The sequence below is a fragment of the Pseudoxanthomonas sp. OG2 genome, assembly GCF_014192765.1.
Classification (GTDB): domain Bacteria; phylum Pseudomonadota; class Gammaproteobacteria; order Xanthomonadales; family Xanthomonadaceae; genus Pseudoxanthomonas_A; species Pseudoxanthomonas_A beigongshangi.
Map to the genome: position 1 here is coordinate 1,942,710 of NZ_JACHYM010000001.1, position 23,085 is coordinate 1,965,794.

The 23,085-nt window shown below is 68.9% G+C and carries 18 protein-coding genes; 12 read left to right on the forward strand and 6 right to left on the reverse strand.

Annotated elements, in window-relative coordinates; all coding sequences use genetic code 11:
* Positions 1-2: 2 nt before the first annotated feature.
* The 7 genes from FHW78_RS08960 (at position 3) to FHW78_RS08990 (ending at position 7,743) form a co-directional block, all read left to right on the forward strand.
* Entirely contained in the window at positions 3-1,097 is a 1,095-nt protein-coding gene (locus FHW78_RS08960; protein ID WP_183639551.1) for an RDD family protein, read from the forward strand.
* A gap of 31 nt (positions 1,098-1,128) precedes the next feature.
* Complete coding sequence (locus FHW78_RS08965) at positions 1,129-2,031, forward strand: RDD family protein (RefSeq protein WP_183639552.1); 903 nt, start codon at positions 1,129-1,131, stop codon at positions 2,029-2,031.
* A gap of 12 nt (positions 2,032-2,043) precedes the next feature.
* The gene (locus FHW78_RS08970) at positions 2,044-2,994 is read left to right on the forward strand and encodes an RDD family protein (protein ID WP_183639553.1); all 951 of its coding nucleotides are present in this window, start codon (positions 2,044-2,046) and stop codon (positions 2,992-2,994) included.
* A gap of 172 nt (positions 2,995-3,166) precedes the next feature.
* Positions 3,167-5,725 carry a DNA topoisomerase I gene (locus FHW78_RS08975; protein ID WP_183639554.1) on the forward strand — a complete coding sequence of 853 codons (2,559 nt, stop codon included), beginning with the start codon at positions 3,167-3,169 and terminating at the stop codon, positions 5,723-5,725.
* Between the two features lie 68 nt (positions 5,726-5,793).
* The gene (locus FHW78_RS08980) at positions 5,794-6,357 is read left to right on the forward strand and encodes a Sua5/YciO/YrdC/YwlC family protein (protein ID WP_183639555.1); all 564 of its coding nucleotides are present in this window, start codon (positions 5,794-5,796) and stop codon (positions 6,355-6,357) included.
* A gap of 46 nt (positions 6,358-6,403) precedes the next feature.
* Positions 6,404-7,120: a DUF4124 domain-containing protein gene (locus tag FHW78_RS08985; protein ID WP_183639556.1), complete on the forward strand. Its 717-nt coding sequence runs from the start codon at positions 6,404-6,406 to the stop codon at positions 7,118-7,120.
* A complete protein-coding gene (locus tag FHW78_RS08990; protein ID WP_183639557.1) occupies positions 7,120-7,743 on the forward strand; it encodes a DUF4124 domain-containing protein in 624 nt (207 codons plus the stop codon). Before FHW78_RS08985 ends, FHW78_RS08990 begins: the two co-directional genes overlap by 1 nt.
* Before the next feature lie 54 nt (positions 7,744-7,797).
* On the opposite strand, the gene FHW78_RS08995 is transcribed toward FHW78_RS08990, so the two are convergent.
* The gene (locus FHW78_RS08995) at positions 7,798-8,574 is read right to left on the reverse strand and encodes an SDR family oxidoreductase (RefSeq protein ID WP_183639558.1); all 777 of its coding nucleotides are present in this window, start codon (positions 8,572-8,574) and stop codon (positions 7,798-7,800) included.
* A gap of 57 nt (positions 8,575-8,631) precedes the next feature.
* Between FHW78_RS08995 and FHW78_RS09000 the strand changes: the two genes are divergently transcribed.
* The gene (locus tag FHW78_RS09000; protein WP_183639559.1) at positions 8,632-8,853 is read left to right on the forward strand and encodes a hypothetical protein; all 222 of its coding nucleotides are present in this window, start codon (positions 8,632-8,634) and stop codon (positions 8,851-8,853) included.
* Between the two features lie 279 nt (positions 8,854-9,132).
* On the opposite strand, the gene sppA is transcribed toward FHW78_RS09000, so the two are convergent.
* Both sppA and FHW78_RS09010 read right to left on the reverse strand, forming a co-directional pair.
* A complete protein-coding gene (gene sppA, locus FHW78_RS09005) occupies positions 9,133-11,046 on the reverse strand; it encodes a signal peptide peptidase SppA (RefSeq protein WP_183639560.1) in 1,914 nt (637 codons plus the stop codon).
* Between the two features lie 90 nt (positions 11,047-11,136).
* Positions 11,137-12,504, reverse strand: coding sequence for an MATE family efflux transporter (locus tag FHW78_RS09010; protein ID WP_183639561.1), 1,368 nt, complete (start codon positions 12,502-12,504; stop codon positions 11,137-11,139).
* A gap of 99 nt (positions 12,505-12,603) precedes the next feature.
* Here FHW78_RS09010 and FHW78_RS09015 point away from each other — a divergent pair, with 99 nt between their 5' ends.
* Both FHW78_RS09015 and FHW78_RS09020 read left to right on the forward strand, forming a co-directional pair.
* Positions 12,604-13,839, forward strand: coding sequence for a DUF3667 domain-containing protein (locus FHW78_RS09015; protein ID WP_183639562.1), 1,236 nt, complete (start codon positions 12,604-12,606; stop codon positions 13,837-13,839).
* Positions 13,836-14,150, forward strand: a complete 315-nt coding sequence (locus FHW78_RS09020) for a DUF4286 family protein (RefSeq protein ID WP_183639563.1) — start codon at positions 13,836-13,838, stop codon at positions 14,148-14,150. The genes FHW78_RS09015 and FHW78_RS09020 overlap by 4 nt, the downstream gene beginning before the upstream one ends.
* 18 nt (positions 14,151-14,168) lie before the next feature.
* On the opposite strand, the gene FHW78_RS09025 is transcribed toward FHW78_RS09020, so the two are convergent.
* Both FHW78_RS09025 and FHW78_RS09030 read right to left on the reverse strand, forming a co-directional pair.
* A complete protein-coding gene (locus FHW78_RS09025; protein WP_183639564.1) occupies positions 14,169-14,774 on the reverse strand; it encodes a DUF3106 domain-containing protein in 606 nt (201 codons plus the stop codon).
* On the reverse strand, positions 14,758-15,792 hold the full coding sequence (locus tag FHW78_RS09030; RefSeq protein WP_183639565.1) for a hypothetical protein: 1,035 nt from the start codon (positions 15,790-15,792) through the stop codon (positions 14,758-14,760). Before FHW78_RS09030 ends, FHW78_RS09025 begins: the two co-directional genes overlap by 17 nt.
* 441 nt (positions 15,793-16,233) lie before the next feature.
* Here FHW78_RS09030 and FHW78_RS09035 point away from each other — a divergent pair, with 441 nt between their 5' ends.
* The gene (locus FHW78_RS09035) at positions 16,234-18,417 is read left to right on the forward strand and encodes a primosomal protein N' (RefSeq protein WP_183639566.1); all 2,184 of its coding nucleotides are present in this window, start codon (positions 16,234-16,236) and stop codon (positions 18,415-18,417) included.
* A gap of 218 nt (positions 18,418-18,635) precedes the next feature.
* Positions 18,636-20,249: a YadA-like family protein gene (locus tag FHW78_RS09040; RefSeq protein WP_183639567.1), complete on the forward strand. Its 1,614-nt coding sequence runs from the start codon at positions 18,636-18,638 to the stop codon at positions 20,247-20,249.
* 81 nt (positions 20,250-20,330) lie between these two features.
* Here FHW78_RS09040 and FHW78_RS09045 read toward each other — a convergent pair whose 3' ends face one another.
* Entirely contained in the window at positions 20,331-23,075 is a 2,745-nt protein-coding gene (locus FHW78_RS09045) for a serine/threonine-protein kinase (protein WP_183639568.1), read from the reverse strand.
* Between the last annotated feature and the right edge of the window lie 10 nt (positions 23,076-23,085).

Genomic DNA, 23,085 nt, shown 5'->3' on the forward strand with positions numbered 1-23,085 from the left:
GCATGTCCACTTGGTATTACGCCGGGGCCGAGCGGCAACCGCTCGGCCCGTTGTCCACGGATGAACTGAAACAGCACTTCCACAGCGAACGGATCGCACTGGACACGCTGGTCTGGCGCGACGGAATGATGCAGTGGCGACCACTGGCGGACCTGGCCCAGCAGCTCGGCCTGCTGGAGATGCCGCGGGCACCGTTCGATGCCTCACCCGCGTCGCCCGCCGCGTTCGCGCCTCCGGCGCCACCAACGGTTCCCGCGCCGCCGACGATCGCACGCGTGGAAGCCGAAGAGGTCGCAGCCGCCGTCACCGCGCCGCCCGAACGGATGCCGGCACCATCGGCCGCACCGGTGGGTAGCCGCGCGGTGTTCAATCTCGGCAGCGATCCTTCGCCCACGCCGGTGTACGAGCGTCCGGAGATCATCGAGCGCATGGCCGCGGCGGGCACCGGCGAGACCGCTGCCTCCCGCAACCCGTACCTGGCCGCACGCGCGCCGCTGCAGGCGCAGCCCTCCTTCGTCGCTGACCAGAATGTCGTCTACGCCGGATTCTGGAAGCGCGCGGCCGCGACGATCATCGACGGCTTCATCCTGTCGCTGGTGGTGGGCCTGTGCGGCGAACTGTTCGGCGTGATCCTCAGCGATCTCGCCGGCGGTGGCGAATTGGCCACGGCGATCACCACCTCGCTCAGCACGCTGGCCCTGAACGCGCTCTACTTCGCCTGGTTCCATTCCACCTTCAACTACGCCACGCCGGGCAAGATGGCGATCGGCATCAAGGTGGTGCGCAGCCATGGCGAACCGATCTCGTTCCTGCGCGCGCTGGCACGCTTCTTCGCCACCATCCTCAGCACGCTGACGCTCTTCATCGGCTACCTGATGGCCGCGTTCACCGCGCGCAAGCAATCGCTGCACGACATCATCTGCGACACCGTGGTGGTCGACAAATGGGCCTACACCAGCGAGCCGGAGCGCCAGCGCAGCGAGCTGGGTCTGGTCGCGATCGTGGTGCTGGGCCTGTATGGTCTGGTCATCGTGGCGGGCGTGGTCCTGATTTTCTTCGTCATCGGCCTGGCCGCGACCACGCAGCGGTTCGGTTGAACAAGCAACAGCAACAGGAGCGGTACAGAAAATGAGCAGTTGGTTTTTCGCCATCGGCGAGCAGCGCCAGGGTCCGATCAGCACGGAAGAACTGGGCACGCGTTTCCAGCGCGGCGAAATCACGCCGGATGCGCTGGTCTGGCGCGAAGGCATGGACGGCTGGCGCCCGCTGGGCGAGATGGCCGCGGAACTGGGCCTGGCGATTCCGGCCGCCGCGCCCGCCATTGCCACCGTGGTCAACGAGCCGGCTTCGCCGTACGCGGCACCGGCCGCACACGTTCCGCTGCAGTCCGCGCCGGTGTTCGCCGGCCAGGTGGTGATGGCCGGTTTCTGGAAGCGTTTCGCCGCCTCCTTCATCGACGGCATGGTGATGATGGTGGTGACCCTGGTGGTCGCCCTGGTCGGCCTCATGCTCACCGGCGGCGCGGCCGCGCTGAATCCGCAGGCATTCGCCAACGACATGATGCGCGGCACCCTCGGGGTGACCTTCATCCTGGCTTTCTATGTGCTGCCGATCCTGGCCCAGGCGGTCTACTTCACCTGGATGCACGCGTCCGCGTCGCAGGCGACCCTGGGCAAGCTCGCGGTCGGCATCAAGGTGGCACGCACCGATGGCCAGGCGCTCACCCTGGGCCGCAGCTTCGGTCGCTGGTGCGCGTACTTCTTCCTCAACCTGGTCAGCTGCGGCGTCACGACGCTGATATCAGCATTCACCGTCGGCCTGACCGAGCGCAAGCAGGCCCTGCACGACATGATCGCCGATACCCTGGTCGTGGACCGCTGGGCCTTCACCGCCCATCCGGAACGGCAGCGCCGCGACCTGGGCGCGGTGACCTGGACGATCATCGTGCTGGCGGGCCTGTTCTTCGTCGCCTATATCGGCTTCTTCGTGTTCGCCATGGGCATGGCCGCCATCGCCGGCGGCAACCAGTAATCCCGGCGGGCGATGAAGCACTGGTACTACGCGGACGAGGCGCGGCAGCCGCAGGGCCCGGTGGATGCCGCGATGCTGCGGGATCTGCTGGCCGGCGGACGGATTTCCCACGCGACCCTGATCTGGCGCGACGGCCTGTCGCAATGGCAGGCAGCCGGCGATTTCGCCCGGGAACTGGGCCTGGACACCGGCGCGCGTTTCCAGCAACCGCCGGTTGTCGCGGAAGAAGTCGCGGAAGAAAAGGACGGGTCGACGGCCGAGGCCGTTACCGATACCGCGTCGTTCCCGCCCCCGGACACCATGCCTGAAACGGACGCGTCCCCGTATGCCGCGCCCGAGGCCGCGGTCGGGCTCGTGTCCCAGGTCGTGCAGGGCGGCGAGGTCGTCTATGCCGGTTTCTGGAAACGCACGGCGGCCTATGTCATCGACAGCTTCCTGCTGACCATCATCACCACGGTGATCAGCACCGTGACCGGGCTCGCGATGCTGCCGCTGGTCATGGCCGGCGCGACCCAGCCATTGCTTGTCGTGGTGCTGCAGGTCGCGTCCTACCTGGTGCAGATCGTGGTGATGGCCGGCTATTTCGCCTGGTTCCATGCCTCTCCCCGCCAGGCCACGCCCGGCAAGATGGCGATCGGCATCAAGGTGGTGGACACGCAGGGCGCGCCGATCAGCTTCTGGCGCGCCATCGGCCGGTTCTTCGCGACCTTCGTCAGCACGCTGTTGCTGATGGCCGGCTACCTGATGGCGGCCTTCACCGGCCGCAAGCAGGCCCTGCACGACCTGATCTGCGGCACGCTGGTGGTGGACAAGTGGGCCTACACCCACTATCCGGAGCGCCAGCAGCCGAAGCTGGGCGTGGTCACCTGGATTGCCCTTGCCCTGGGGGGACTGCTGTCCCTGATGTTCCTGCTGGCGGCCGGTGCGCTGGTCGCCGCCATGGGAGGCGTTTTCGGAAGGTGACGGGCTTCACGGAACCCGTTCAGGGTTGACAGCCGTGCCCGGGCATGATTCCACTAGTAAATAGCGAAACCTGAACGCCCGGGGCCACGGCTCCGGGCGTCGGCTTCTCTGCCGCCCGCTTTTGCGCCACCCTTGCCGGCCACGCGCCGCCCCCACCGCCCATCGGAAGGACATGTCCAAGCACCTCCTCATCGTCGAATCGCCGGCCAAGGCCAAGACGATCAACAAATACCTCGGCAAGGACTTCCACGTCCTGGCGTCCTACGGTCACGTGCGCGACCTGGTGCCGAAGGAGGGGGCGGTGGATCCGGACAACGGCTTCGCGATGCGCTACGACCTCATCGACAAGAACGAGAAGCACGTCGATGCGATCGCCAAGGCGGCCAAGGCGGCCGAAGACATCTATCTGGCGACCGACCCGGACCGCGAGGGCGAGGCGATCAGCTGGCACATCGCGGAAATCCTGAAGGAGCGCGGCCTGCTCAAGGACAAGCCGCTGCACCGGGTGGTGTTCACTGAAATCACCCCGCGGGCCATCCGCGAGGCGATGAACCAGCCGCGCCAGATCGCCAACGAACTGGTCGATGCCCAGCAGGCGCGCCGCGCGCTGGACTATCTGGTCGGCTTCAACCTGTCGCCGGTGCTGTGGCGCAAGGTCCAGCGCGGGCTGTCCGCCGGCCGCGTGCAGTCGCCCGCGCTGCGCATGATCGTCGAGCGCGAGGAGGAAATCGAAGCCTTCATCGCCCGCGAGTACTGGTCCATCGAGGCCGAATGCGCGCACCCGCGCCAGTCCTTCACCGCCAAGCTCACCCGCCTGGACGGCCAGAAGTTCGAGCAGTTCACGGTCACCGACGGCGACACCGCCGAAGCCGCGCGCATGCGCATCCAGCAGGCCGCGCAGGGTTCGCTGCACGTCACCGACGTGACCAGCAAGGAGCGCAAGCGCCGGCCCGCGCCACCGTTCACCACCTCTACCCTGCAGCAGGAAGCCGCGCGCAAGCTGGGCTTCACCACCCGCAAGACCATGCAGGTCGCGCAGAAGCTGTATGAAGGCGTGGCGATTGGCGAGGAAGGCACGGTCGGCCTGATCAGCTACATGCGTACCGACTCGGTCAGCCTGTCGGTCGAGGCGCTGAACGAGATCCGCGACGTCATCGCCCGCGACTACGGCACCCAGGCGCTGCCGGACAAGCCCAACACTTACCAGACCAAGTCCAAGAACGCGCAGGAAGCGCACGAAGCCGTGCGCCCGACCTCGGCACTGCGCACCCCGGCCCAGGTCGCCCGCTTCCTCAGCGACGACGAGCGCAAGCTCTACGAACTGATCTGGAAGCGCGCGGTGGCCTGCCAGATGGTGCCGGCCACGCTCAACACCGTCAGCGTCGACCTGGCCGCGGGCAGCGAGCACAGCTTCCGCGCCAGCGGCACCACCGTGATCGATCCCGGCTTCCTGGCCGTGTACGAGGAAGGCAAGGACCAGAAGGGCGCGGAAGACGACGACGAAGGCCGCAAGCTGCCGCCGATGAAACCGGGCGACCGGGTACCGCTGGACCGCATCCACGCCGACCAGCATTTCACCCAGCCGCCGCCGCGCTTCACCGAAGCCGCGCTGGTCAAGGCGCTGGAGGAATACGGCATCGGCCGTCCCTCCACCTACGCTTCGATCATCCAGACCCTGCTGTTCCGCAAGTACACCGAGATGGAAGGCCGCGCCTTCAAGCCTACCGACGTGGGCCGCGCGGTCTCCAAGTTCCTCAGCGGCCACTTCACCCAATACGTGGACTACGACTTCACCGCCCGGCTCGAGGACGAGCTGGACGCGGTCTCTCGCGGCGAGGAGGAATGGGTCCCGCTGATGGAGAAGTTCTGGGGCCCGTTCAAGGAACTGATCGAGGAGAAGAAGGAATCGGTCGATCGCAGCGAGGCCACGGGCGCGCGTGAACTCGGTACCGATCCCAAGTCCGGAAAGCCGGTCAGCGTGCGCCTGGGCCGGTTCGGGCCCTACGCCCAGATCGGCGACAAGGACACCGACGAGAAGCTCGAATTCGCCTCGCTGCGTCCGGGCCAGTCGATGCACACCATCACCCTGGACGAAGCGATCGAGCTGTTCAAGCTGCCGCGCAAGCTGGGCCAGGACAACGGCGAGGAAGTCAGCGTCGGCATCGGCCGCTTCGGTCCGTTCGCCAAGCGCGGCAGCACCTACGCCTCGCTGAAGAAGGAAGACGATCCGTACACGATCGATCTGGCCCGCGCGGTCTTCCTGATCAACGAAAAGGAAGAAATCGCCCGCAACCGCATCATCAAGGAATTCGACGGCAGCGACATCCAGGTGCTGAACGGCCGCTTTGGTCCGTACATCAGCGACGGCAAGCTCAACGGCAAGATTCCCAAGGATCGCGAGCCCGCCTCGCTGACCCTGGCCGAAGTGCAGCAGCTACTGGAGGAAACCGGCAAGCCCGCGCGGCGCGGTTTCGGCGCCAAGAAGGCCACCGCCAAGAAGGCCGCGGTGAAGAAGGAAGCCGCGCCGAAGAAGGCCGCCGCCAAGAAGACGGCGACGAAGAAAACCGCGACCAAGAGCACCGCGACCAAGAGCCCGGCCACCAAGAAGGCCACCGCGAAGAAGGCCGCCGTGACCGTCACCGAACCGGCCAAGTCGCTGCTGACCCCGGCCAAGGTGGAACCCGGCAAGAAGCGGGTCGCCAAGAAGCAGAGCGACGACGCGCCGTTCTGATTCGCTGCCTCAAGCCGCGCCCCGCGGGGCGCGGTGGACACGCGGGCCTGCCGTGGCAGAATCGCGCCATGAACGATCCCCTGCCCTTGTCCGCCGCCGTGGAATGGCTCCAGCACGGCGGCGTTATCGCCTATCCGACCGAAGCCGTCTGGGGCGTGGGCTGCGATCCGTTCGATGAAACCGCCGTGCGGCGCCTGCTGGCGATCAAGGAGCGTCCGGTCGAGAAAGGGTTGATCCTGATCGCCGCCGATCTGGAACAGCTTCGCGCCTGCCTGGATCTGGACGCGCTGCCGACCGATCGGCTGGCCGAGGTGCTGGCCAGTTGGCCGGGTCCGCACACCTGGGTGATGCCGGCGAACGCACGGGTGCCACGCTGGCTTACCGGCGAGCATGACGGCATCGCCGTCAGGGTCACGGCGCATCCCACGGTCATCGCGCTGTGCCGGGGCTTCGGCGGCCCGCTGGTCTCCACCAGCGCCAACCTGAGCGGGCAACCGGCACCGCGCGATCGCGCGGGTCTGGATCCCGCGCTGCTCGAGCGCCTGGACGGCGTCAGCGAAGGCGAAACCGGCGGACTGGATCGCCCCTCCTCGATCCGCGACGCCCGTACCGGCGCGCAGTTCCGGGCCTGAATCCGTCCGCATTGTCCCTGCCGCCGTTCGCGCGCAAGATGCGGGCATGCGCATCGTCCTGGCCGCCTGCCTGCTTTTCCCGCTCGCTCCGGTGGGCGGGATCGCCGCCGCGCAGGAAGTGACGATCTACCGCTGCGTCGGCAAGCAGGGGCAGGTGGCGCTGCGGGATTCTCCCTGCCTGCCCGGCGAGACCCAACAGACCCGCAGCATGCAGCGGCCACGCGATCCGGCGCCGGTCGCGCGACCGGCGATGCCCAGCATCACGCCCGCGCCGCCGGTTCCGGCGCCCACCGAGCGCATCGTCTACCGGAATCCGCCGCGTGCGATGTACGAATGCATCACCCCGGACGGCGAGCGCTATACCAGCGACGATGGCGAAGGCCGCCCGCGCTTCGTGCCCTACTGGGCGGGTGGCTATCCCTATCCGGCCTGGCCCCGTCCGCATGGCGGCAGCATCTCCGGGCATATCCCGATCGGCAACGGCGGCAACATCACGTTCCAGAGCGGGAATCCCACGCCGCTGCCTCCGACACCGCGTCCTCCCGGGCATGGGCCCGGCAACGTCATCGTGCCGGCGGGTGGTATCTGGGTTCGCGACCAATGCCACGAATTGCCGCAGGCGGAAGTCTGCGCGCGGCTGTCCGATCGCCGCTATGAAATCCTGCGCCGCTACGGCAGCGCGATGCCCAGCGAGCGACGCACGCTGGATCTGGAACAGCGTGGCATCGATGCGCGCATGGCCAACGATTGCGGGAATCCCTGATGTCCTACCGTCTCGCCTGGCTGATGCTCCTGGCGGCCCCGGCCGCGCATGCGGACGAAGTGGTGATCTACCGGTGCACCGATGCCGCCGGCGCGCTCACCGTGCAGAACATGCCCTGCCCCAAGGGCAGCCGGCAGCAGGTCAAGCGGATGCCGGCGCTGGCGACCGTACCGATGGCACCGGCGGCATCCACGCCCGCCGCCGCCCCACCGGCGACGCCCGCCGCTGCGCCCGAAGCCGCGGTCCCGGCGGCAGCGACGGCGCCAGCCGAATACACACCGGTCGCGACGGCCGCGCACCTGCCGCCCCCCAATCTGTTCCGCTGCACCACCCGCGACGGCGGCGGCTACCTGACCGAGGACAGCGAGCCCGCCTCGCGCTGCGAGCCGCTGCAGACCATCGGGCTGGATGGCAATCCGCAGGGCGGCGCGGGCCAGGCCTGCGAAGTGGTGCGGGACACCTGCGCCCGGGTTCCCGACGAAGGCTTGTGCGAAGCGTGGAAGAAGCGCCGCGACGAAGCCGAAGTGGCCTGGCGATTCACCCGCACGGAAACCAGCGAGAAGAACAAGGCCGAGTTCGAGCGTGTGCAGCGCATCCTGGCCGAGAGCACCTGCGGCGGCTGAACCCGCGGCAGCAGCAACTTGAGCGGCAGCAACCACCTCCGGGTGGGCATCGGCTCAGAATCCGTAGCGAAGAAAGCCCCCGTCCACGGCAATGCATTCGCCGGTCACGTAGCTGGCCGCCGGCAGGCACAGGAATCCCACCGCCGCGGCGACCTCCTCGGGCTCGCCGATCCGGCGCATCGGCGTGCGCGCGATCACTTCCTCGTAGTAATCCGCGTCGGAAAGCGGTCCCGACGTGCGACGGGTGCGGATGTACCACGGCGCCACCGCGTTGACCCGCACACCGTCCTCGGCCCATTCGGCGGCCAGGTTGCGGGTCATCTGGTGCAGCGCGGCCTTGGTCATGCCGTAGGGCGCGCCGCTGCGCACGGCGGTGATGCCGGACACGCTGCCGACGTTGACGATGGCGGAACTGGCGTGGCGGGTCAGCAGCGGATGGGCGTAGCGCGAGAGTTCGAATGCGGAGAACAGATTGGTCTCGAAGATGCCGCGCCACTCGTCCTCGGTATAGTCCACCGCCGCCTTGGTGACATTGCCGCCGGCGTTGTTGATCAGCAGATTGAGGCCGTCGGCATGATCCTCCACCCAGTCGAGGATCGCGCGCCGCTCCTCGTCGTCGGCCACGTCGGCGGCCATTGTCGCCACTTCGCGCTCGGGAAATTCCTCGGCCAGATCGTCGCGCGCAGCGTCCAGCAGATCCTCGTCACGGGCCACCAGCATCACGTCCGCGCCGAACCCCAGCAACTCGCGCGCGATTGCCAGGCCGATGCCGGCGCTGGCGCCGGTGATCAATGCAGTCTGCCCGTCCAATCGCCAACGATGGGATGCCATGCGCCACTCCGTTCGAATGGGGGTAGCATACCGCCAGCCATACCGGAGGGGCATTGCATGAAAACGCGCCCGATCGCCTGCCTGCTGCTCTTGTCATTGTGCGCCTGCCGACCGGCGCCACCGCCGACCGAGCGCCCACCGGAACCCCAGGCCGCGAGCGCCGCCCACCTGCGCGATGCCCTCCAGGCCCCCATCGACAAGGCCAAGGCGGTGGAGGAAGCGGCCCGCAAGGCGGCCGACGAGCAGCGCGCCGCGATCGACGCGGCCGAGCAGCAGTAACCCCGCGCGAACCGTATCGGCAGGTGGCAGACCGGCGACAAAAAACCTCCGCGCGCTTGCGGAACGCCTCCACGAATACCCCCTTCGCAGAAGGGGGTGGGCGCCGCGGGCGACCGGGGGATTGACCCGCCATGCGGCGATTGGGGAGGGCTTGCTTTTGCGCGGAAGAGCAAATCCCCCTCAGTCCCCCTTCGGAGAAGGGGGAGGCAAAGCAAAGCCACAAAAAAGCCCTCCTTGCGGAGGGCTCTTTTTTTGCCGCCACTGGCGCGCGTCGTGCGATCAGAATCCGCAGAAGCAGTACGCCAGCGCCTTGACCGGCGCGCCGCCCTGGCGGTCCTGCAGGGCTTCCTCGACGAATCGCAACTGCGTGTTGGCTTCCGGCAGGCGCTGCGCCAGCATCGCGCGGGCGATGTCGGAATCCTTCAGCCACAACGCACCGATGCGGCTTCCGGCCATCCGGCCCATGAACTGGGCAAACGGCGAAGCGTTCTGCTCGATGTAGCGAACGCGGTACTTGTCGGCGGCACCGAGCTTGGCCAGCTTCGCGGCGTAGTCGGTCGCCGCCTGCATGCCGCCGAGTTCGTCGACCAGGCCGCGCTCCTTGGCCTGCGCACCGCTCCAGACGCGGCCGCGGGCGACTTCGTCCACCGCCTCGACCGGCTTCTTGCGCGCGTCGGCGACCTTGCCGGTGAAATCCGCGTAGCCCTTGTTGATGATCGACTGGATCACCTGGCCGACGGCCGGATCCAGCGGACGGGTGATGTCGAACGCGCCGGCGAAGCGCGTGGTGCCCACGCCATCGGTGTGCACGCCGATCTTCTCCAGCGTGCGCGGCACGGTCGGAATCATGCCGAAGATGCCGATGGAGCCGGTGATCGTCGACGGGTCGGCATAGATGCGATCGGCGTTCATCGAGATCCAGTAACCGCCGGAGGCGGCCAGATCGCCCATCGACACCACCACCGGCTTGCCGGCGGCCTTCAGCGCGGCCACCTCGCGGCGGATCTGCTCGGAAGCGAACACGCCGCCACCCGGGGAATCCACGCGCAGCACCACCGCTTTCACGTCCTCGTCGTCACGCGCTTCGCGCAGCAACGCGGAGGTCGATTCGCCACCGATGCGGCCGGCCGGCTGTTCGCCGTCGGTGATTTCGCCTTCGGCCACCACCACCGCGATCTGCGGCCGCTTGTCCAGCGTGGCCGCGCGCTGCGTGTCCAGGTGGGCGAGGTAGCCCTCCAGGGTGACCTGGCGGAAACCGGTGTCCGAATCCTCGTCGGCCACGCCGCGTTCGATCAGCAGGTTCTCAACGTCCTCGCGGGTCTTCAGGCCATCCACCAGCTTCTGCTGGAGGGCGAACTTGGCCAGATCGCCACCGGCGGCGGCGATGCCTTCCGGCAGCGTATCGATGCCCGCGGCCAATTGCTGCGGCGTCAGCTTGCGTGCCTTGGCGACGTCGCCCAGATAGCGCTGCCACACGTCGTTCATCCAGAACAGATCCGCTTCCTTGGATTCCGGCGAGGCGGCGTCCAGCACATAGGGCTCGACCGCGGACTTGAACTCGCCGACCCGGAACACGTGCACGTCCACGCCCAGCTTTTCCTGCAGGGCCTGGCGGAAATACTGGCGATAGCGGCCGAGGCCTTCCAGCAACAGGCCGCCCATCGGATCCAGATAGACCTCGTTGGCCTGCGCCGCCAGCAGGTACTGGTGCTGGCCCAGGTTCTCGCCGAACGCCACGATCTGCTTGCCCGAGGCGCGGAAGCGCTCCAGCGCCGCGGCGACTTCACGCAGCGAGGCGTAACCGGTCGGCTGCAGCTTGTCCACGCGCAGCATCATGCGCTCGATCTTCTTGTCTTCGCGCGCCGCGTCAATCGCGCGCACGAGATCGCGCAGCTGGATTTCCTCGGCGTCCTTGTCGTTGAGCAGCTTGGCCAGCGCGCGGGTCGCCGGGTCGGTGCTGTACTGCTCGACCAGGCGTCCTTCCGGCGCGACCACCAGGGTGGTGCGATCGATCACCGGCTTGACCGCACTGCTCGAACTGATGCCGGCCAGCAGGATCATGAACATGATCAGGAACAGCAGGAAGCCGAAGAACAGCACGTTCAGGAACAGCTTGCGGGCGAAATTCACCACGTTCCAGGCGCCAACGAAGAAGGTGGCGACGGGTCCGCGGGCGGGAGGCGGTTGGTTCATGGGGGTGGAGACTCCGGTATTCCTGGGGCCAGCTTAACGGGTCGGCCCCCGGGGCGGCATGCCCCTTTAGTCACCGTGCGCCAATGTCGGTCAAGTCGCGTCCGCTGCCAGCAGGCGCCGGCTGCTGCGGTTGAAGCGCCAGCCCAGGCTGATGGCGGCGGCGGTGAGGCCCATGATCAGGCCCAGCCACATGCCCTGCGGACCCCAGCCCAGCCACAGCCCGAAACCGGCGCCCAGCGGCATGCCCAGGCCCCAGTAGGAGAACATCGCCAGCCACATCGGCGCGCGGGTGTCCTTCAACCCGCGCAGCGCGCCGGCCGAAAGCACCTGGATGCCGTCCGGGAACTGGAAGGCCGCCGCGTACAACAGCAGCGTGCCGGCCAGGGCCGCCACCGCCAGGTCCTGGGTGTACAGGGACACCACCGCGTCGTGGCCGAACAACAGCACCAGCGCGGACAGCGCCTGGGTGGCCAGCACGATCGCGTAACCGGCATGCGCGGCCCGGCGGATGCCGGCCGGATCGCCGGCGCCCAGCGCATGGCCCACCCGCACGGTGGTGGCCTCGGCCACGCCCATCGGCACCATGAAGCACAGCGCGGCGACATTGATGGCGATCTGGTGCGCGGCGGCGGACACCGCGCCCAGCCGCGCGATCAGCAGCGCGGTCACGATGAACAGGCTGCCCTCCATCAGCACCGTGATGCCGATCGGCAGGCCGGTCCGGAGCAGTTGCCCGATCGCGGCCCAGCGCGGCGGTTCGAAATGGCTGAACAGCTTCAGGTGGGCGAAGCGACGCGAATTCCACAGGTACAGCGCGAAGCAACTGGCCTGCACCCACATCGTGATCGCCGAGGCGGTGCCGAGTCCGGCCGCGCCCATTTCAGGCAGGCCGAACTTGCCGAAGGTCAGTACGTAGCCGACCGGCGCCAGCACCAGCAGGCCGCCGAAGCCCAGCAACATGGTCGGCAGGGTCCAGTGCATGCCCTCGCTGAGATAGCGCATGCAGAAGTAGAAGGTCAGCGCCGGCACGCCCCAGCGGATCGCATGCAGGAAACCGGTCGCGCCGGGAATGATGTCCGGGGCGATGCCGAACGCGCCCAGCGCGTAGGGCGCCAGGCTGAGGAAGCCGAACATCAGCAGGCCCAGGCCCAGCGACAGCCAAAGTGCCTGGCGGAACAGCGGCCCGATTTCGTCGCGGCGATTCGCGCCATCCAGTTCCGACACCGACGCGGTGAGCGAGATGAGCGTGCCGATCGGCACCATCATCGGCAGCCATAGCAGGGCCGTGCCGACCGTGACCGAGGCCAGGGTCTGGGTGCTGTGGTGCCCGGCGATGACGTTGTCGACGAAGCCGATGAGGCCGGTGGAGACATGGCCCAACACCAGCGGCAGGGCAAGTTTCGCGGAAGCGCGGACCTCATCGCCGAAACGCGGCGAATGGGAGACGGTGGAGGACATGGGGAGACCGCCGGACTACGGTCGCGCGGTCGCGCGCTGGCACCGGGTCACGGGAGGCCGGTATCTTACCCGCTCGCGCCAGGGGAAGCACAACCGCAGATGAGCAGCCAGACCGACGCCTTGCGTCAAGACGACCATGCACCCGCCACTTGCGAAAACTGCGACACGCCGTTGCAGGGCGAGTTCTGCCATCACTGCGGGCAGACATCGCACAATCCGCTGCGGCATGCCGGCCACGCCATCGAGGAAGTGTTCGAATCCTTCTGGCATCTGGACGGGCGTATCTTCCGCACCCTGCGTGCGCTGTGCGCGCCGGGCCGCCTGGCCAACGCCTACCTGTCCGGGCACCGCGCGCCCTACGTCGCGCCACTGCGGCTGTTCGTGATCGTCAGCGTGCTGACCTTCTTCATCGCCCAGTTCGCCGTGCACATCGGCGAACCCTCGTCCGACGCGGTGGTCAAGAGCAATTTCGAGGAAGAGACGACCGTCGCCGAAGTCGAACGCCAGCGCGACGAAGCCATTCGCGGATTGCTCGAAGGCAAGGCGGCGGTCGGCGACATCCCCGGCGCCAGCACCGGTTTCGATCGCAGCATCAAGGCACTGCGCGAACAGGCGCGGGAACGCATCGCCGAGCTGGATCCCACCCACCCTTCGCTGCAGCAGCCCCTGGAGGCCACCGGACCCACCGCCACGCCGGCACCCGAGGTGACCAACGCGCCGTCGAACGCACCGCCGGGCATCCGGCTCACGCCCGATTCCTCCACCGGGGACGCCCCATCCGCGGCCTCTCCCTCCTCCACTGTCGCGGACAGGGATCAAGCGACGCAGGCCGAACCCAAGGGTTTTCTCGACCGCTGGCTGAAGAAGAAGGCGCAGCGCGCGGAAGAGAACTGGGAGCGCTTCCAGAAGGATCCGGAGCTGTTCAAGAACGCCGGGCTCAAATCCATTCCCACCGCGCTGTTCTTCATGGTCCCGATCTTCGCGGTGTTCCTAAAGATCGCCTACCTCGGTTCGGGCCGCCTGTACCTGGAGCATCTGGTCGTCGCCCTCTACAGCCACGCGTGGCTGTGCCTGGCGCTGCTCGGCATCTTCGTGCTGATGGCGCTGGACGAATGGATCACCCCGCATGCCGGCTGGTTCTCCAGCATCACCGGCTTGCTGCAGTTCGTGTTGTGGTGGTGGATGCCGATCTATCTGCTGCTGATGCAGAAGCGGGTCTATGGACAGGCCTGGTGGTTGACGGTGCTGAAGTACCTGGCCGTCGGCATGGTCTACCTGTTCCTGGTGAGTTTCGCGGCGACGTTCGTCCTGCTCACCAGCTTCATCAACGCATGACGATCATCTACGAAGTCGATCTCGCCATCGACGCGGACATCGCCGAGGCCCACGCGCGCTGGCTGGACGCGCACGTCCGCGAGATGCTCGGTTTCGCGGGATTCCTGGAAGCGGAAATCCTGGATCGGCGGGAACCACCCGCCGGGTCCGGATGGGTGGCGCGCTGTGTGCGCTATCGACTGGCCGACCATGCCGCGCTCGATGCCTACCTGCGCGATCACGCGCCGCGCATGCGGGCCGAAGGCGTTGCCCGTTTCGGCGAACAGGTGCGCGCGAGCCGGCGGATTCTCGCCGTCGCCGCCCGCTACTGAGTCGCGCCGCGCCAGGCGTTACTGATTGCGGCGCCGGTGCAGCCAGTCGCCTCGACGCGCCGGCTCCACCCGCAGCAAGGCTTGCCGGAACGCGGCGCGCTCCTGTGGCGGGATGCGCTGCGCCAGCGCCGCCAGATCGTCGCGTTGGGTCGCGTCCAGTTGCCGCAGCAAGGCCAGCAGCGCATCGCGCTCTGCCGCCGGCACATAGGCGAACAGCGGCTGCAGACGCGGCCAGTCCGCGCCCAGTTCCGGCCCCAGTGCCCAGCCCCGCTGCTGCAGGGTGTCCTGGCTGTCGTAGAGCGTACGCAGGCGTGCCTGTTCTTCCGCCGGCAGGGCGGCGAACGCCTGCGCGGCCGCACGCAGTTGCGCGCGCTGCGTTTCGTCCAGCGCGCGCCAGGCCAGGTAGCGCCCCCGCTGGCGTTCACGCTCCATCGGCGCCAGCCCGTCCCAGACCTGCGCACGCGTGGCGGCCTGGGCGCGTTGCGCGGGTGCGAGCGCGGACCAGCGCGCCTGCCGTTCCGCCAGCCATGTTTCCGTCGACGGCGATTGCGCATGGCCGCACCAGGCCGCGCCCGCCACCAGTAGCGCCAGCAGCGTCGCGCGGCGCTCAGAACGTCGTGTCACGGCCTTCCTCCTGGGCACCGGCTTCAACGGCGCCATCAGCCGCTTTTCCCGCGGGCAGTGGCTGGCGGGTTCCGGCCAGGTACCACGCATAGAAGGCCGCGTCGTTCGACAGCGTTTCGCTTTCCGGATCCAGCAGCAGATCCAGATCCGGATGCAGCGCCAGGACCTGGTCGGCCGCCACCGTTGCCGCGGCGGCTTCGGCGGGCGGCAGCGCCTCCTGTTCGATATCCGGTTCCTCGGCCAGTCCGAGGCCGGTGCGGCCGACCCCTTCCAGCGAGTCGCCGCCGCGTCCGAACAGCCCGCGCGGATTAAGGAAGGTCACCGCCAGTCCGCCGGCGCAGGCCAGCACGATCGCGATCACCGCCCAGCGTCGCCAGCGCCCGCGGACGGGCATCGCAGCGACGGCCCGGGGCCTGGTTGCCGGTGCCATCGGTGCCTGCGTTTCCGGTCGCGGAGACCGGGATACGGGCGCCGCGGGCCTGAGCGCGGCTTCGCGCAATCGCGCCAACCGGGCCAGACGCTCGGGAGGCAGGTCCCGCATCTGTTGCTGGATCGCCTCGGCCAGCGCGCGCCAGCCGGCGGCGTCGGGCTGGCCGGCGGCGTCGGTGGGACACGCCGCCGCCAGCGCGGCGCGGTAGCGGGTCATGTCCACGCCCAGCACTTCCACCGCCTCGTCTTCCGGCAGGCCGGCCGCCAGCCGGCTCAGCAGCGCCTGGCGATCCTCTGGGGCCAACGTGGCCAGATGGGCGACCGCGCCTGGCCAGCGCGCGCCCGCGGGCGGGCGATGGAGGGCCGGCGACGCCATCATCTTCTGCCAGAAACCGCGTGGCCAGTCGGCCATGGGCTGGGACGGCGCCTGTACGGCGAAAGCCCGCATCGCGGTGGCGAGGGCGGCATCGCCATGCTCGGCGTCGCCGCACTGGAGCTGCGCGAACAGCGCGCCGCGGCGTTCGACCCCCCGCAGGAAAGCCGCCAGGGCGGCGGGCGCCGGGACGGCGGACGGCGATGGATCAGTCATGGAATCGCGGGCTCATCGCCGCGAATCATAGCGGCCACGAAGGTGATTCCGGACGCTTGACACCGCTTGGAATCCTGCTCTCCCAAGCGCCGCAAGGCTTTCGCCGATTTGCGTTGTGCACAGCGGTCACGCGAATGTCATGACCCGCCGGCCGACGGTGGGCGACCGTCACATTTCAACTTGGTTTCACAATTAAGTTGCTGATTCAAAAGCAAAAAGTTGCGTTGGCGTTTTTTTCACCAAACACCAGCCGAGGCCCGAAAATGGGTCATCGGCGCGTGGAGCAATGGCGACATGCACAGATTTATCCACAGCTCGTGTGGATAAGCCGGAATCTCTTTGACTCACACGCACTTGCGTGAACTTCGTCATTTTTTTGACAGATTGATCCCGCAACCCCATCCGACCCGCAGCGCTTGACCGGCTCGCTAAACTGCGGAGATGCCGTCGCCCGAAATTCTCCGCGTCGCCCTGCCCGTTCCGCTGCCCCGACTGTTCGACTATCGCCCGCCGGCGGGCTCGACGGTTTCGGCCGCGGACGTGGGCCGGCGCGTGCGCGTGCCCTTCGGCAGCCGCGAACTGGTGGGCTGGGTGGCCGACACCGGACCGGCCGAAGAGACGGTAGAACTGAAGGCGGCCCACGCATGGCTGGACGCCACCCCGCTGCTGCGCGGCGAACTCCTGGACTCGCTGCGCTGGCTGGCGCGCTACACGCATGCGCCGCTGGGCGAGGTGTTCGCCACCGCCCTGCCGGCGCCCCTGCGCCAGGGCGAGCCGGTACCCGCCGCCGAACAGGCCTGGCAGTGGCGATTGACCGAAGCCGGCCTCACCGCCCTGCCGCGCCTGCGCGCGGGCAGCCGTCCGCGCCAGCTCGCCGAATGGCTGTCCACCGGACCGCAGCCGGAGGACCGGCTCGCCGCCCGCATGGAGCAGTGGCGCGATGCGGCCCGCACCCTGGCCGGGCGGGAGCTCGCCGAACGGATTCCGGCCCCGCCCGGCGTCAGCGAAGCCACACCCCATCCCGGCCCCACCCTCAACGAAGAACAGCAACAGGCGGCCGACGCGCTGGCCGAGGCCAACGGCTTCTGCCCGTTCCTGCTCGACGGCGTCACCGGCAGCGGCAAGACCGAGGTCTACCTGGGCGCCATCGCCGCCTGCCTGGCGCGCGGCTGGCAGGCGCTGGTGCTGGTGCCCGAGATCGGCCTGACCCCGCAGACCCTGGCGCGCTTCCGCACCCGCCTGGGCGTGCCGGTGCACGTGCTGCACTCCGGCCTCAACGACAACGAGCGCGCGCGCACCTGGGGCGCCTGCGCGCGCGGCGAGGCGCGGGTGATCGTGGGAACCCGCTCGGCGGTGTTCACGCCGTTGCCGGAGGCGGGCCTGATCATCGTCGACGAAGAACACGACGGCAGCTACAAGCAGCAGGACGGCATCCGCTACCACGCCCGCGATTTCGCCCTGGTGCGGGCCAAGGCGCTGGACGTGCCAATCATCCTGGGCAGCGCCACGCCGTCGCTGGAAACCCTGCACAACGCCCGCAGCGGCCGTTACCGGCACCTGCGCCTGCGCCGCCGCGCGGGCGAGGCGCAGCCCCCGCGCGTGCGCGTGCTGGACGTGCGCAAGCGCGCGCTGGAAGCCGGCCTGTCGCTGGAACTGCAACAGGCCATCCGCCAGGCGCTGCAAGCCGGTGGCCAGGTGCTGGTATTCAAGAACCGGCGCGGCTACGCGCCGGTGCTGCTGTGTCATGACTGTGGCTGGAGCGCGCACTGCAAACGCTGCGACGCCTCGATGACGGTGCATGCCGGCGGCCGCCGGCTGCAATGCCACCATTGCGGCGCGCGCCAGCCGGTGCCGCTGGCCTGCCCGGACTGCGGCGGGCTGGCCCTGCAACCGCAGGGCATCGGCACCGAACGGCTGGAGGAACACCTGGTCGGCGCGTTCGCCGAGGTGCCGGTGCTGCGCATCGATCGCAGCACCACCCAGCGCCGCGACGCGCTGGCGCGGCACCTGGACACGCTCGGCGACCAGCCCGGCATCCTCGTCGGCACCCAGATCCTCGCCAAGGGCCACGACCTGCCGCACCTGACCCTGGTCGCGGTGGTGGGCATCGACGAGGGCCTGTTCTCCGCCGACTTCCGCGCCGGCGAACGCCTGGCGCAACAACTCATCCAGGTCGCCGGACGCGCCGGACGCGCGGACAAGCCCGGCGAGGTCTGGTTGCAGACCCACCATCCGGATCACCCGCTGCTCAACACGCTCATCCAGGGCGGCTACCACGCCTTCGCCGATGCCGAGCTGGTGCAGCGCGAAGCCGCCGGCTTTCCTCCTTTCGCCCATCTCGCGCTGTTGCGCGCGGAAGCCCAGCAGGTCGACGCGGCGCAGGCATTCCTGCTGGCCGCGCGGCAACTGCTGCGCGAACACGATCCGAAGCTGGAACTGCACGGACCCTTGCCGGCGCCGATGCCGCGACGCGCCGGCTATCACCGCATGCAACTGGTGCTGTCCTCCCCCGAGCGACGCCTGCTGCATCGCCTGCTCGATGCCGTCATTCCGCTGTTGCACGCGCTGCCTGAAGCACGTCGGGTGCGCTGGTCGCTGGACGTGGATCCGCTGGACCTCTACTGAGCCGGCAGGCGCGGCGCCGGGCATCCGGCCTCGAAACAGTCTTTCCGCACACCGCCGCCATCTGCCCAACGAGGCGCGGGCGGGCCAGTTAACGGGTGCCGGTCGCCGGCCTCGCAAAAAAAAATGACGCTCGCCCGCCATGGAACGCGGTTTGGGAACCAGACACGCCCGGAAAGCCCCGGGCGCGCGGTTTTCCCACCCTCCATGGAGATGCGTTCATGCACACCCGGCAATCTGTTTGTTCCGCTTCACCCGCCCGCCCGCGCCTTCACCGCCTGGCGTTGACCCTGTCCTTCCTGATCGCCGCCCCGGCCTGGGCCGGCGACGTCTGCGATCTGGCCACCGCCGGCGAGGACGGCGCGGGCGCCAACGCATTGGGCAGCGATTCGCTGGCCTGCGGTACCAACGCCAGCGCTTCCGCGGGCGGCGTCGCGCTCGGCACCAGCAGCGTGGCCACGTTCGAGAGCACCGCGCTGGGCACCAGCGCGCTGGCCACCGGCAACGGCAGCACCGCGATGGGCAGTTGGCGCGATCTCAACAACGATGGCCTGGTGGGGTTGGACGAAATCACCATCGCCAGCGCGCAGCGGACGACCGCCGTGGGCGCGGCCGCGCAGGCGACCAGCGATTTCGCCACCGCGCTGGGCGGTAACGCCAATGCGTCCGGCTGGGCCAGCATCGCCATCGCCGGCAGCGCCTCGGGCGAAGCCGGCATCGGCGTGATGGGCGTGGCGACCGGCGACTACAGCATTGCGGTGGGCTATTCCAGCCTGTCCTCCGGCAGCGGCAGCACGGCCATGGGTCTCTATGCCGAATCGTCCGGCGAAGACAGCACGGCACTGGGCGGACATAGCCACGCCGATGGTGCCGACAGCACCGCCGTGGGTCATTCCAGCCGGGCCGGCGGGGCTGGCAGCGCGGCCCTGGGCCACGACGCATCCGCCACGGGCCGCAGCGCCGTCGCGATTGGCGAGAACAGCGATGCAGGCGGCGAGAACGGCACCGCCGTGGGTGGATGGCGGGATGTCAATGGCGACGGCATCCGCCAGGCGGATGAATCCACCGAAGCCGCCGCGCTGGACAGCAGCGCGTTCGGCGCGGGCGCGAAGGCAAACGCCGAATCGACCAGCGCCTTCGGCGCAGCGTCGGCAATCCATGCCACCAACGGCACCGCGCTGGGCGCACACAGCATGGTCACCACGCAAGGCGACAACGCCGTTGCGCTGGGCGCCGGCTCCATCGCGGACCAGGCCAACACGGTATCGATCGGCAGCGTCGGCAGCGAACGACGCATCGTCAACGTCGCCGCCGGCACCGGTGCCACCGATGCGGTCAACCTGTCGCAGTTGCAGGCCACCCTGGCGACGGCCAACGCCTACACCGACACCGCGGTTGCCACCGGCGGCACCGCGGCCAATGCCTATACCGACAACCGCGAATCCGCCATCCGCGACGACATGGAAGCCGGCGACGCCGAAACGCTGTCGGCGGCCAATGCCTACACCGACAGCCAGATTGCGCAGTTGGTGGGCCTTGATGCGGGCACGATCAGCGACCGCTTCGACAACATCGACCGTCGCCTGCAGCATCAGGATCGGCGCATCGATCGCCAGGGCGCGATGGGGTCCGCCATGCTCAACATGGCGATCAACGCCGCCGGGTCGCAGAGTCCGCGGGGCCGTGTCGCCGTCGGCGCCGGCTTCCAGGGTGGCGAACAGGCGCTGTCGATCGGCTATGGCCGCCGCATCGGCCAGCGCGCATCGTTCTCGTTGGGCGGTGCTTTCAGCGGCAGCGAGAAATCGGCCGGCATCGGCTTCGGCGTCGATCTCTGATCGGCGCGTGGGCGGCGCATGCCTTCATCGCGCCGCCCGCTTTTTTGACAACGGCCCGGAGCCACCGCGGATGCGGGTACGTCACAATCGCGCCCGCGCCGCCTCCATCCGTTGCAGTTCCTGGGCGTGCGGACTGAGCTGTCGCCGCAATGGCGCCTCGGCGCTGGCCAACTCGCGTCGCGCGTTGGCGCTGTCGCCGGCGGCCAGCAACGCTTCCGCATACGGCACGCGCAACTGCGCGGTCACCGCGCTGTCCGCGCCGGTGAAGCCGGCGGACATCGCCACCGCGCGTTTCCATTCCGCAACGGCCTCCGGAGCACCGCGCCGGCTGGCGATCTCGGCCAGCAGCGACTGCCGTTCCAGCGCCGCGGCGGGATTGTCGGCCGGCACATCCGGCAACGATGCCCGCGCCTCGTCCCACAGGCCTTTTCGCAGCAGCCATTCGGCCTGGACCAGCCGCGTGTTGATCCGCTCCGGCGAATCACTGTCTGCAACGAAGAATCCCTGCCAGGCGGGCAGCGCGCGTTCCATCAGCGCGCTGGCCTCCGGCATCCGTCCCATCCGCGCGAGCACGCGCGCCCAATAGACCTCGTTGCGGACCCGGGTGCGGTCCCCGGGAGGCCGGCGCGCGCGCCGTATCTCGGTCGCGACGCGGTACAGCGGTTCGGCGGCCGCCAGATCACCGCGCTGCTCCTCCAGCGTCGCCAACTGGCTGGCCACCACCGCATAGTCGATGCTGTCCCGGCCGAGGACCCGTTCGGTGATGCCCAGGGCTTCGCGATAGTGCTTGCCGGCGCCGATGTAATCTCCGGATTGCTGCAGCACCATCGCCAGTTTCATTTCGGTATCGGCGGCACGCTCGCTCTCGCGGCCGATCAGCGCCTCGGCCAGCGCCACGTTCTCGCGCAACAACCCCGCCGCTTCGGTGAAGCGTCCCCGTGACGCGAGCACCATCGCCAACCCTTGCCGGCTGTTGTGCAGGGTCACGCTGCGCGGGGCCTGCCGCACCTTGATCGCCAGCGCGCGCCGATAGTGGGATTCGGCCGCTTCGGCATCCCCTTCCGTCCGGTACAGCAATGCCATGTTGTGCAGCAGCCCGGCGGTTTCCAGCGCGTCCGGGCCGTACACCTGCAGATGCAGTTTCAACGCCTGCGCGTAGGCGGCCCGGGCACCGGGGAAATCCACCGCGGTCTTTTTCGCCAAGCCCAGCACGTTGTAGGAATCGGCGAGTGCCGCCGGCGTGCGATCGTGTGCCATGCGCAGAGACAGTGCCTGCTCGGCGGCCACCAGCGCGTCATCGGCACGCATCTGGTTGCTCATCAGCGTGGACAGATGGCTGTAGGCCTGCGCCGCCAGATCGGGGCGGCCGAGCGAAGGCTTCCGCAGGGCTTCGCCGGCCTGCCGGAGCATGGCTTCGGCGCGCTCGCGCTCGCCCAGATTGGCATAGGCGCGGCCCAGGACCAGGCGCATGCGCGCCAGCACCGCGGGACTCTGCGCCAGTTCGGCGTCCACCTTGGCCACGCCCACATCGAGCACATTGCGCGCGGTGGGTTCTTCGGTGCCCTTCGCGCCCCGCATGCGCGGGTCCGCGGCATTGAAGGTATCCACCAGGAAGTCGCTGACCTGTTCCGCCGTGGCCGCCTCGCGTTCCGCGCGATCACGCTCCATTTCCAGGCGGGCGACGAACAGCAGCGCGGCCACCGACGCGGCACCGGCCAGCGCGACCGCGCGCCAGTGGCGCCGCCCCCAGCAACGCAGGCGATAGGGAAACGTCGCGGCGCGCGCGCTGACCGGCTGGTGGCCGCGATGACGCAGGAGATCGCCGGCGAGCGCTTCCACCGAGGGATATCGCCGCGCCGGATCGATCGCGCAGGCACGCATCACGATGGCGTCGAGATCGCCTCGCAGGTGACGTCGCCAGGCGCAATCCGGCGCTGCGGCTTCACTGGGCTTGGCGACGGGCTGGAACGCGTCATGGAGACCACGCTCGATGCGCTGGCCCGACAGCAGTTCCGCCAGCAGCACGCCGAGGCTGAACACATCGCTGGCCGTATTCACGGGTGCGCCGCCGCTGCGCAGCTCCGGACTGGCATAGGCCGGCGTGCAGAAGCCCGCCGCATCGTCACCGCCGGCGGCACCCATCCAGCGGGCAATGCCGAAATCCAGCAGCACCGGCTCGCCATCCGCGCGAACCAGCACATTGCTGGGCTTGAGATCGCAGTGGATCACCAGTTGCCGGTGCGCCGCCTGCACCGCGTCGCAGACCTTCAGGAACAACGTGACGCGCGCGTCCAGATCCAGCCCGTGCGCGTGGCAATACGCGTCCAGGGCGATGCCGTCGACGTACTCCATCACCAGATAGGGCTGCCCGGCCGGGGTGGTGCCTCCGTCGTACAGGCGCGCGATGTTGGCATGCCGGAGTTCGGCCAGGATCTGCCGCTCCGCGATGAGTCGCTGCACCAGGGCGGGGTCGGCGAGCGCGCTGCGCAGCAGTTTGATCGCCACGCACTGCCGGAACGATTCGTCGTCGCGCTCGGCCACGAACACCGTGCCCATGCCGCCGCTGGCCAGCCGGCGCATCAGGCGCCAGGGGCCGATGCGATCGCCGACACTCAGTTCGGGTTCCGGCGAGGCGCTCAGCAGATCACGCAAAGGCTCCAGCGCGCGCTCGAAGCTGGCGGTGCGCGCCCGCAGCATCGCCATCGCCTCTTCGATCAGGGCCGGATCATCGCTGACGCGTTCCAGCTCCTCCCGCCATCGGGAGGGCGGCAGATCGCAGACGGATTCGAACAGGTGCCGCAACGACTCCCAGTGCACGGATTCCATCGTCTCCCCC

Excerpts from the sequence above, each read along its gene's own strand:
- FHW78_RS08960 (WP_183639551.1), top strand. The coding sequence starts at position 3 with ATGTCCACTTGGTATTACGCCGGGGCCGAGCGGCAACCGCTCGGCCCG.
- FHW78_RS08965 (WP_183639552.1), top strand. The coding sequence starts at position 1,129 with ATGAGCAGTTGGTTTTTCGCCATCGGCGAGCAGCGCCAGGGTCCGATC.
- FHW78_RS08970 (WP_183639553.1), top strand. The coding sequence starts at position 2,044 with ATGAAGCACTGGTACTACGCGGACGAGGCGCGGCAGCCGCAGGGCCCG.
- FHW78_RS08975 (WP_183639554.1), top strand. The coding sequence starts at position 3,167 with ATGTCCAAGCACCTCCTCATCGTCGAATCGCCGGCCAAGGCCAAGACG.
- FHW78_RS08980 (WP_183639555.1), top strand. The coding sequence starts at position 5,794 with ATGAACGATCCCCTGCCCTTGTCCGCCGCCGTGGAATGGCTCCAGCAC.
- FHW78_RS08985 (WP_183639556.1), top strand. The coding sequence starts at position 6,404 with ATGCGCATCGTCCTGGCCGCCTGCCTGCTTTTCCCGCTCGCTCCGGTG.
- FHW78_RS08990 (WP_183639557.1), top strand. The coding sequence starts at position 7,120 with ATGTCCTACCGTCTCGCCTGGCTGATGCTCCTGGCGGCCCCGGCCGCG.
- FHW78_RS08995 (WP_183639558.1), bottom strand. The coding sequence starts at position 8,574 with ATGGCATCCCATCGTTGGCGATTGGACGGGCAGACTGCATTGATCACC.
- FHW78_RS09000 (WP_183639559.1), top strand. The coding sequence starts at position 8,632 with ATGAAAACGCGCCCGATCGCCTGCCTGCTGCTCTTGTCATTGTGCGCC.
- sppA (WP_183639560.1), bottom strand. The coding sequence starts at position 11,046 with ATGAACCAACCGCCTCCCGCCCGCGGACCCGTCGCCACCTTCTTCGTT.
- FHW78_RS09010 (WP_183639561.1), bottom strand. The coding sequence starts at position 12,504 with ATGTCCTCCACCGTCTCCCATTCGCCGCGTTTCGGCGATGAGGTCCGC.
- FHW78_RS09015 (WP_183639562.1), top strand. The coding sequence starts at position 12,604 with ATGAGCAGCCAGACCGACGCCTTGCGTCAAGACGACCATGCACCCGCC.
- FHW78_RS09020 (WP_183639563.1), top strand. The coding sequence starts at position 13,836 with ATGACGATCATCTACGAAGTCGATCTCGCCATCGACGCGGACATCGCC.
- FHW78_RS09030 (WP_183639565.1), bottom strand. The coding sequence starts at position 15,792 with ATGACTGATCCATCGCCGTCCGCCGTCCCGGCGCCCGCCGCCCTGGCG.
- FHW78_RS09035 (WP_183639566.1), top strand. The coding sequence starts at position 16,234 with ATGCCGTCGCCCGAAATTCTCCGCGTCGCCCTGCCCGTTCCGCTGCCC.
- FHW78_RS09040 (WP_183639567.1), top strand. The coding sequence starts at position 18,636 with ATGCACACCCGGCAATCTGTTTGTTCCGCTTCACCCGCCCGCCCGCGC.
- FHW78_RS09045 (WP_183639568.1), bottom strand. The coding sequence starts at position 23,075 with ATGGAATCCGTGCACTGGGAGTCGTTGCGGCACCTGTTCGAATCCGTC.